This window comes from Streptomyces boncukensis, assembly GCF_011045075.1.
Taxonomy (GTDB): domain Bacteria; phylum Actinomycetota; class Actinomycetes; order Streptomycetales; family Streptomycetaceae; genus Streptomyces; species Streptomyces boncukensis.
The window spans coordinates 1-6491 of sequence record NZ_JAAKZZ010000430.1; the positions used below are offsets into that span (position 1 = coordinate 1).

At 72.2% G+C, this 6491-nt stretch carries 6 protein-coding genes; 2 read left to right on the forward strand and 4 right to left on the reverse strand.

Going from position 1 to position 6491, the window contains the following annotated elements:
* The first annotated feature begins 66 nt into the window (after window positions 1–66).
* Window positions 67–1152 (forward strand): NAD(P)-binding domain-containing protein, encoded by a 1086-nt coding sequence (locus G5C65_RS28815; RefSeq protein ID WP_165301975.1) that lies wholly within the window; start codon window positions 67–69, stop codon window positions 1150–1152.
* Between the two features lie 250 nt (window positions 1153–1402).
* Here G5C65_RS28815 and G5C65_RS28820 read toward each other — a convergent pair whose 3' ends face one another.
* A complete protein-coding gene (locus tag G5C65_RS28820; protein WP_165301976.1) occupies window positions 1403–2203 on the reverse strand; it encodes an alpha/beta fold hydrolase in 801 nt (266 codons plus the stop codon).
* 85 nt (window positions 2204–2288) lie between these two features.
* The gene (locus G5C65_RS28825; protein ID WP_338146712.1) at window positions 2289–3461 is read right to left on the reverse strand and encodes an MFS transporter; all 1173 of its coding nucleotides are present in this window, start codon (window positions 3459–3461) and stop codon (window positions 2289–2291) included.
* Between the two features lie 243 nt (window positions 3462–3704).
* Here G5C65_RS28825 and G5C65_RS40520 point away from each other — a divergent pair, with 243 nt between their 5' ends.
* On the forward strand, window positions 3705–4277 hold the full coding sequence (locus G5C65_RS40520; protein WP_165301978.1) for a TetR/AcrR family transcriptional regulator C-terminal ligand-binding domain-containing protein: 573 nt from the start codon (window positions 3705–3707) through the stop codon (window positions 4275–4277).
* A gap of 36 nt (window positions 4278–4313) precedes the next feature.
* On the opposite strand, the gene G5C65_RS28835 is transcribed toward G5C65_RS40520, so the two are convergent.
* On the reverse strand, window positions 4314–5351 hold the full coding sequence (locus tag G5C65_RS28835; RefSeq protein WP_338146713.1) for a LacI family DNA-binding transcriptional regulator: 1038 nt from the start codon (window positions 5349–5351) through the stop codon (window positions 4314–4316).
* A gap of 11 nt (window positions 5352–5362) precedes the next feature.
* Window positions 5363–6442 carry a rhamnose ABC transporter substrate-binding protein gene (gene rhaS / locus G5C65_RS28840; RefSeq protein ID WP_165301979.1) on the reverse strand — a complete coding sequence of 360 codons (1080 nt, stop codon included), beginning with the start codon at window positions 6440–6442 and terminating at the stop codon, window positions 5363–5365.
* Window positions 6443–6491 lie beyond the last annotated feature (49 nt).

Consider the following 6491-nt stretch of genomic DNA (forward strand, 5'->3'; position numbering starts at 1 on the left):
AAGAGACAGGGACCCCGGACCCCGGACCCCGGGAAGGATCCGGCGCCGCGCGTGGTTCGTAGAAACATGAACTATGTGGAGGCCGTGGTCGTCGGAGCGGGACAGGCGGGGCTCTCCAGCGCCTACCACCTGCGGCGTTCGGGGTTCGAGCCCGGTCGGGACTTCGTCGTCCTGGACCACTCCCCGCACCCGGGGGGCGCCTGGCAGTTCCGGTGGCCGACACTCACCTACGGGCGGGTGCACGGTATGCACGCGCTGCCGGGCATGGAGCTGACCGGAGCCGACCCGGACCGCCCCTCGTCCGAGGTCATCGGAGGCTACTTCGCGGACTACGAGCGCGCCTTCGACCTCCGGGTGCGCCGCCCCGTCGATGTGCGCGAGGTCCGGGAGGGCAGCGCCGGACGGCTGGCCGTGGACACCTCGGCCGGGGTCTGGGAGACGCGTGCCGTCATCAACGCCACGGGCACCTGGGACCGGCCGTTCTGGCCCCGTTTCCCCGGACAGGACGGCTTCCGCGGACGTCAGCTGCACACCGCCCAGTACCCCGGCCCGGACGCGGACGCCTTCCGGGGGAAGCACGTCGTGGTCGTGGGCGGCGGCACCTCCGCCGTCCAGCACCTGCTGGAGGTCTCGCGCCACGCCGCGGCCACGACCTGGGTGACCCGCCGCCCGCCCGCCTTCCGCGAAGGCCCGTTCGACGAGGAGCAGGGGCGGGCGGCCGTCTCGCTGGTCGAGGACCGCGTCCGTGTCGGACTGCCGCCGCGCAGCGTGGTCTCCGTCACCGGGCTGCCGATGACGGAAGAGATGCGGCGCGCCAGGGAGCGCGGGGTGCTGGAGCGGCACCCGATGTTCACGCGGATCCTGCCGGACGGCGTCGCGTGGGCGGACGGGAGCACCGTCCGCGCGGACACCATCCTGTGGGCCACCGGATTCCGCCCCGTCATCGACCATCTGGCGCCGCTGCGGCTGCGTGAACCGGGCGGCGGCATCCGGCTGGAGGGGACGCGCGCGGTGCGCGACCCCCGTGTCCATCTGGTGGGGTACGGCCCGTCGGCCAGCACCATCGGCGCGAACCGCGCCGGACGGTCGGCGGTCCGCGACATCCGCGCCCTCCTCGCGAGCACGGACCGGCGGGAGCCGGTGCCGGTCTAGACCGTGTCCGGTAGACGGTGGACCAGGCGTTGCGCGCTGCGCTTGGCGCGGCGGCCCGCGGCGGCCCGCGGTGGAGCCCGGCGGGGCGGTCGCAGTCGGGGCTGAGCTGTCGGCACCGGGCGCCCCCGCGTGCCTGCACGACGCGGTCGAGGAGCGCCGGGGGCGGGTGGACGTGCCGGTCGACAACGCCGCGCACGGCAGGAGCCCGGACTGCGTCGATCCGGCCCGAGCCTTCCGGGCCGGATCGGCGTCAGCTCCGCACCTCGGCCAGCAGCTTCGCCGTGGCTTCGGGGGCCTCCACCGGGAAGTGATGAGTGCCCAAGTCGACGAGCACGATGTCGAGGCGGTCCCCGTAGCGGTCGACCGCTTCCTGGGCCACCAGGTCGCGGATGGCGAACACGGTGACCGGCTGCTTCGTCTCGCGCAGCGCCGCGTCCATGTCCCAGCGCACCAGGCCCTCGATGGCACGCAGCCCCGCGGGCTGCCGCACCGCGGCCATCTTCTCGACGTAGGCGTCCATGACGGCCGGGTCGGTCCCGGTCGGCGAACCTCCTTCGACGAGGCCGCGCACCGCCCTGGCGAAGTCGTCGCGGAACACGCCCAGCACGGCCTCGGCCTGCTCCTCGTTCAGCGCCGGGAACAGGGACAGGTAGTGCAGTCCGTCGAGCGCCACCACGTGCGAGACGGTGCCGGGGAGCAGCCGGCCGACTTCGACGGCGACCGCGGCGCCGAGGGAGTGCCCGGCCACGACGGCCGTGGGCACCGACTCGGCCTCCAGGACCGCCGCCACATCACGGGCGAACTCCTCCATGGTCCACACCTCCCGCGACGACCGTGACGCACCGTGCTCGGCCAGGTCGACCGCGAGGACACGGTGGCCGTCGGGCAGGTGGCGGGTGACCGTGTCGAAGTCACCGCGGTCGCACGCCCAGCCGTGGATGAGGACCAGCGCCGGCCCGTCGGCCGGGCCGCCGGCCGTGTACCGGATCGTCGTGTGGTCCGCTCGCCGGACGACGAGGTTCTTGCCGGTTGCGCTGCTTGCGGTCGTCACGATGTTTCCTTCTCTCGTACGAGGGGTTTCCGTGCCGGTCCTGCCCGGGAGGGGCGCGGCGGTCGCCGCGCCGCGCACCGGTGCCTCACGCGCACGGGGCGGCGACGGCGCGGCGCTGCGCCCGCAGCTGGTTCAGGCGCAGCAGGAAGGCGGCGGAGACGATCCCTACGATCGCCAGTGCGTAGATCTCGGTGGCGGTCCGCAGGCCCAGGGCGGTGACGGCGATGCCGCCGAGCACGGCGGGCACGCTGTTGCCGAGGTAGTTGATGATGTTCGCGGAGGCGAAGACCGCACTGCGCTCGTGCGGCCGGGCGACCCGGGCGAAGGTGCCGAACGTCGCCAGCACCGCGGCGCCGACGCCGACGCCCGCGACGACGGTGCCGACGGCGGAGAGCCAGACGAGGTCCGCGGCGATGCCGGCGAGCGCGGTCAGCACGCCGAGCCCGAGCAGCGCGGACGAGGGGGCCAGCAGCGAGGACGCGGAACGGGAGCTGAGCACGGCGACCGTGAGCGCTCCGGTGCCTGCCAGCAGGGTCACGACGACGCCGCCGATCAGGTGGCTGCGCAGCCCCAGCAGCTGGGCCGCGACGGACGGGCCGAGGGAGAGGAAGAGCCCGGCCAGCGCCCAGCTGGCGATCATCGCGGGCACCACAGGGACGATGTCCGCACGCAGGTGCGCGGGCAGCGCGGCCCGGGGGCGCAGGGAGGCGACGGCGCCCGGCCGGCGCTGGGAGGTCTCCGGCAGGAGAGCGGTGACCGCCGCGGCCAGCACCATGGCGCCGAGCAGCAGAGCGTAGACCAGCCGGGTCGGCGCTGGGCCGAACTCCACCAGCACACCGGAGCCGAGAGCGCCCAGAGCGAGCCCGGTCAGCGGGGCCACCGAGGTGATGACGCCGGCGCGCCCGCGGGCGTGCGGCGGTTCGAGGTCGATGAGAGTGGCGCTCAGGGTGGTCGTCGCGGCGCCGGTGGCGATGCCCTGCAGCACTCTGGCGGCAGCCAGGACGGCCACGTTCCCGGCGGTGAGGAACAGCACGAGCGCGACCGCCTCCAGCGCGATCGCCGCGGCGAGCACCGGCCGGCGGCCGAGGTGGTCCGAGAGGGCCCCGACCACGAGCAGCGAGCCCAGCAGGCCGACCACGTACAGGGCGAAGACGACGGTCAGCACCCACGCCGAGAAGTGCCACTGCTGCTGGTAGATCGGGTAGAGCGGGGACGGCACGCTGGAAGCGGCCAGGAAGACGACGAAGACGGCGGCCACGCCGGGGAAGGCGGCCCCGCGCAGCCCGCGGCGCGTGCCCCCGTCGGACGGTACGGCGGGTACGGCGGCTACAGGGGATTCGGCGGATTCAGGGGATCCGGGGGATTCAGGGGATCCGGGGGATACAGCAGAGCCAACAGTCATGGGAATCTCGCAGTGATCTATGCGTTAGTGGTCCTGACGCTAACACAAACGCAGTGATCGCTGCACTACTAGCGCAGTGATCAGTGCGATACTGGTGGGGTGTCCACTACCGCTTCCTCCGCCCCACAGACCGGGAGCCGGCCGGGGGGCCGCTCCGCCCGGGTCCGCGCGGCCGTCCACCGGGCCGTCCGCGAACTGGTCGCCGACGAGGCGGGCGACCCGCTGACGATCCCGGCCGTCGCCGCCCGCGCCGGTGTGCACGCCACCACGGTCTACCGCCGCTGGGGCGCCGTCGGCGAGCTGCTCGCCGACGTCGCGACCAGCCGCTTCTCCGGCGACTTCGTGGTGCCGGACACCGGAAGCCTCCGCGGGGACCTGGAACGCTACGCGTCCGACCTCGCCAAGGACCTCTGCGACCCGGACACCCTCGCCCTGGTACGCGCCACCATCGGCGCGGGCGGAGAGCAGGGCGCCGCCGCATGCCGCGGAGAACGCCAGCGGCAGCTCGAAGCCATACTCGAACGGGAACAGGACCGGGGTGAACAGACCCCGAGCCTGGAGCGCACGACGGACGCCGTGCTCGCGCCGCTGTACTACCGGGCCGTCTTCACCGACGACCCCCTCACCCCCGAGTGGACCCGCACCCTCGTGTCACACCTCCTGCCGGACTGACCACGTCGGTACGGTCCGCCGGCCCTCGGACGCGCCCTAACCGTGCTCTCCTCGGGCGGTCATGCTGGAGGCCCGGACCACGAGCTCCGGCTGGAGCACGATGCGCTGGTGTTCATGGCGGTCCGCCGCGTCCCCCGTCTCCTCGATGAGCAGGTCGGCGGCGGACCTGCCCATCCGGAAGGCGGGCTGCCGTACGGACGTCAGCGGCACCGCCGCGGCGGCGGCGAACTCGATGTCGTCGTATCCGACGAGCGCCACCTCCTCGGGCACCGCGACGCCCGCGCCGTAGAGGGCCTGCAGAAGGCCGAGCGCCATCAGGTCGTTGGCGCAGAACACCGCCGTAGGGCGGGGTGACATGCCCAGCAGCCGGGCGCCCGCGTCGCGCCCGGCCGCCACATCCATCCGCTCCGTCTCGATGTGGCGCAGCTCCGCGTCGGCACCGGCGGCGCGCAGTACGGCCAGGGCGCCGGCGTGCCGGTCCTGGCACTGGGTGAGCTGCATCGGACCGCTGACGTAGGCGAGGTTCCGGTGGCCCCGGTCGAGCAGGTGGCGTACGGCCAGCCCGGCGCCCGCGATGTCGTCGACGGAGACGGAGCAGCCCTCGGCGCTGGGCACGACCCGGTCGACGGAGACGAACGGGATGCCGTGCCGCTCGAAGGCGGCCAGGTTGCGCCCGGTGGTGTCCGCGGGGGTGACCAGCACCCCGCGGACCCGCTGCTCGGCGAAGAGGGACAGGTACTCCGCCTCCTCGGCGGTGCTCTGCGCGCTGTTGCAGAGCATCACGCCCAGCCCGGCATCGCGTGCGGCGCGTTCCGCGCCGGAGGCCACGTCGACGAAGAACGGGTTGGTCATGTCCAGCACCAGCAGCGCGATGATCTTGCTGCTTCCGGCGCGCAGATGGCGCGCCGACTCGCTGCGCACATACCCGAGCTGGTCAATGGCGGCCAGCACCCGCACCCGGGTCTCCTCGGCCACCATCTCGGGGCGGTTGATCGCGTTGGAGACCGTGCCGACCGAGACCCCGGCTGCGCGGGCGACCTCCTTGATGCCCACTGTCCGGCTCGTCCGGCTCACGCCTCATCCCCTCAGAAGTCGAAGTCGTCGATGTTCTTCTTGGTGAAGACCGTGGGAGGACCGAGGATAACCTCGCCGTCCTCGCCGACCTTGTACTGCCCGAGCTTGCCCGCCTTGAACGTCTCCCCCTTCTTGCCGGTGATCTGCCCGGAGGCGAGCGCGGCACCGGCGTAGGAGCCGAGATAGCCGAGCTTCTCCGCGTCCCACAGGCTGAACTGCTGCACGGTGCCGTCCTTGACGAACTTGCGCATCTGGTTGGGGGTGCCCAGGCCCCCGAGGACGACCTTGCCCTTGTACGAGGAGCCGCTGACGTAGCGGGCCGCGGCGGCGAGGCCGACCGTGGTGGGCGAGATGATGCCCTTGAGCTTCGGGTACGCCTTGAGCAGGCCCTGGGTCTCCTGGAAGGACTTCTGGTCGACGTCGTCGCCGTAGGCGGTCTTGACGAGCTTCATGTCCTTGTAGCGGGGCTTCTTCAGCTCGTCCTTCATGATCTTTATCCAGGTGTTCTGGTTCGTGGCGTTCTGGGTGGCCGAGAGGATCGCGATCTGTCCCTTGTCGTCGATCTGGTCGGCCATGTCACTGATCATCCCGCGGGCCAGCTCCTCGGAGCCCGCCTGGTTGATGAAGACATGACGACAGTCCTTGCCCGCGTCGGAGTCGAAGGAGACGATTTTGACGTCCTGCTTCATGGCCTGCTTGAGGGGCCCGCAGACGGCGTTGGGGTCGTTCGCGGCCAGCAGGATGGCGTCCTGCTTCTGCTGGGTCAGCGTGTTGATATAGCTGACCTGGGAGGACGCCTTGGCGTCGGAGGGGCCGACCTCCTTGCCCGTACCGCCGAACTCCTTGGCGGCCTTGATGCCCGCCTTGTCGACCACGGTGAAGTACGGGTTGTTGATCTGCTTGGGCAGGAAGGAGATCTTCAGGCCCTTCTTGAGCGGCGCGTCGGGGTCGGCCTCGGCGTTGTGGACCTTGCCCTTCGCGTCGTCCTCGGAGTCGTCCTTCGTCGTCCCCGAGCAGCCCGCCAGGGCGACGGACAGCACGCAGGCTGCTGCGGTGGCGGCGAGGGCGCGGGAGGGGTGGTGCGGTCGCATGGCTCTGCCTTTCGGGGGCTACGGGGGTACGGGTATACGGGTATACGGG